At 71.1% G+C, this 2,556-nt stretch carries 1 protein-coding gene and 1 pseudogene; one reads left to right on the forward strand and one right to left on the reverse strand.

The features are described 5' to 3' along the window. A partial coding sequence (locus Q4D18_RS11530; protein ID WP_303128547.1) for a M13 family metallopeptidase occupies nucleotides 1-1,446 on the reverse strand: 1,446 nt, incomplete at its 3' end. A 166-nt stretch (nucleotides 1,447-1,612) separates the two neighbouring features. Here Q4D18_RS11530 and Q4D18_RS11535 point away from each other — a divergent pair. Then, nucleotides 1,613-2,556: pseudogene (locus Q4D18_RS11535) on the forward strand (hypothetical protein); the annotation flags it as partial.

The raw sequence follows: 2,556 nt of genomic DNA on the forward strand, positions 1-2,556 counted from the left end.
GCCGCCGAAGTTGACGGCGTCGTCGGCGTCCTCGTCGAAGAACGGGGGACGCAGGATGGCCGCGGGGAAGACGATCTCGTTGCGCAGCGGGTGGTAGTAGGCGTTGACCGTCTGCGGGGTCATGAACCACTCGTCCCGGTCCACCGGCTTGCCGACCTTCTCCAGCAGCCGGCGCACGGCGTACATCCGGACCTGTCGGACGTTCTCCACCAGATCCGTGGGGTCGATCGTGATGGAGGAGTAGTCCTTCCACTTGGCCGGGAAGCCGATCTTCGGGGTGAACTTGCCGAGCTTGTCCAGCGCCTTGGCCTTGGTCTCCTCGGTCATCCAGTCCAGGGCGGTGATCGAGCGACGGTAGGCCTCGATCAGGTCGGCCACCAGCTCGTCCATCCGGTCCTTGGCCTTCGGGGAGAAGTGCCGTTCGACGTAGATCCGCCCGACGGCCTCGCCCAGGGATCCCTCGACCAGGGACACCCCCCGCTTCCAGCGCTCCCGGTTCTTCGGGGTGCCGGTGAGGACGGTGCCGAAGAACCGGAACGACTCGGCGACGTAGTCCGAGGACAGGTAGCTGGCGAAGGCGGCGATCACGTTCCAGCGCGCCCAGGAGAGCCAGGACTCGAAGTCCTGGCCGGTCAGCGCGGCGACCGCGGTGAAGAAGGACGGCTGGGCGTTGACGACGGTGCCGAGGTGGCGCTCCTCGAAGCCGGCGGCGGTGAAGTAGCGGGCCAGCTCCAGTCCGGGGGCGGACTCGTGCACCTGGACCAGCGGCATCGGGTTGTACATCGCCCGCAGGTCGCGGCTGCGCACCTTGTCCCAGTGGCACGCGGCGATCCGGCTCTCCAGGTCCAGCACCCGGTCGGCCTGCGCGGCGGGGTCGGGCAGCCCGGCGATCTCGAACATCGCCTGCACGTGGTCCCGGTAGGCGGCCTTTGTCTCGGCGTGCTCGGGCAGCCGGTAGTACGCCTCGTCCGGCAGGCCCAGCCCGGACTGGCCGACGAAGAGCACCTGGTTGCCGGGGTCGCCCGGGTCGGAGTCGGAGGACGCCGAGACCAGCCAGTCGACGCCGACCCGCCCGAGGTCGCCGAGCACGTCGGTGAGCGAGGCGAAGTCGGTGGCCGCGTCCACCTGCGCCAGCATCGGCCGCAGCGGGCTCCCGCCCAGTTCCTCCAGCCGATCCTCGTCCATGAAGCTGGCGTACAGCCCGGCGATCCGGGCCTCGTCGGCGTCCTCGCTGTCCACGGCCATCGTCGTGATGATGTCGCGGATGGAGGCCTCCGCCTGGTCGGCCAGGGTGCGGAAGGCGCCGATCAGGGCCTTGTCGTCGGGAATCTCGGCTTCTTCCAGCCACGGCCCGTTGACGTGCCGGAACAGGTCGTCCTGCGGCCGGACGGTCGGGTCGAGGGCGGTCACGTCAAGAGTGGTGGGCGTCGGCAGCGTTTCGGTCACGCACATCTCCTTACGGCAGTTCGCGTCGGATACCAAGTGTGACCTGTCCCGGGCGGACCGAGCTGACCGGGATGCCCGATCGGCTGAACCGACCTTCGTCACGGGTTCACGGCCCACCGGATGGTCGCACCCCGTCCGGCCCTGATCGGCGGCTACCGTGCACAGCGTGAAGTGGATCCGCCTCTGCCCGCTGCTGCTGGCGCTGTCGCTGGCCGCGTGCTCGCAGGGCGAGCAGGTGCGGGCGGTTCCGGTGGACGACGCCGCCCGTCCGGTCGGCAGTGGCGGGCCCAGGCTGTCCAGCGGGTTCGACCGGGACCTGGCCGAACTGGCGGCGGCGCTGCCCACCATGGCCTTGAACGGGTCCTACCTCGAGGTGCAGGAACTGCCGACGGAGACGCTGCGGGTGGCCGAGACCAACGTCTGCCGGGCCGGGCCGGGTGAGCTGTCGTTGCCCGCCACGGAGGTGCTGGCCAGCCGTCGCCCCGCGGCTGGCCACGACCAGCCAGAGTCGGCCGACGTGGTCGCGGCGCGGGCCCGTTCGGAATTCGCGGCCGGGGAGTTCACCGACGCCGCCTTCGACCAGATGCGCGCCTGCACCGAACGCAGCATCCAGGGCCGGGATCTGGGCGAGGGGTCGTACGCGCCGGGGGAGGAGGCTACCGCCCGCAGTGAGGACGTGGTCTTCGAGGGGTGGACCGGGGTCCGTCACACCGCCGAGGTCAAACTCACCAGCAACACCTGGGAGGACGAGGTCACCCGCGAGTGGGTGCTGGTGCGGCAGGGCCAGATCGTGGTCGCTGTCCGGGTCGAGGGTGCCGATGCAGGGCTGGTCCGCGCCCAGACCGACTCCCTGACCCGCTCGGTCACCGAGGTGCTCGACGGACGGGCCGCCGAGGCCGCGGCGCTGCCGGTGGCCGGATCCGGCAACTCGTCCGGCCCGACCGCGGACTCCACAGCGGACCCGACGGCCGACCCGACCCCCAGCCCGACCGGCGATGTGCCGCCCAGGTCACCTCGGGCCACCTCCGCGCCCGACCAGACCGGCGAGACACCCACCGGCACTGGCACTGGCACTGGCACCGCGAGCGCGACGGGCGACGCCGAGACCAC

This window comes from Micrococcus sp. (assembly GCF_030523875.1).
Taxonomy (GTDB): Bacteria; Actinomycetota; Actinomycetes; order Actinomycetales; family Micrococcaceae; genus Micrococcus.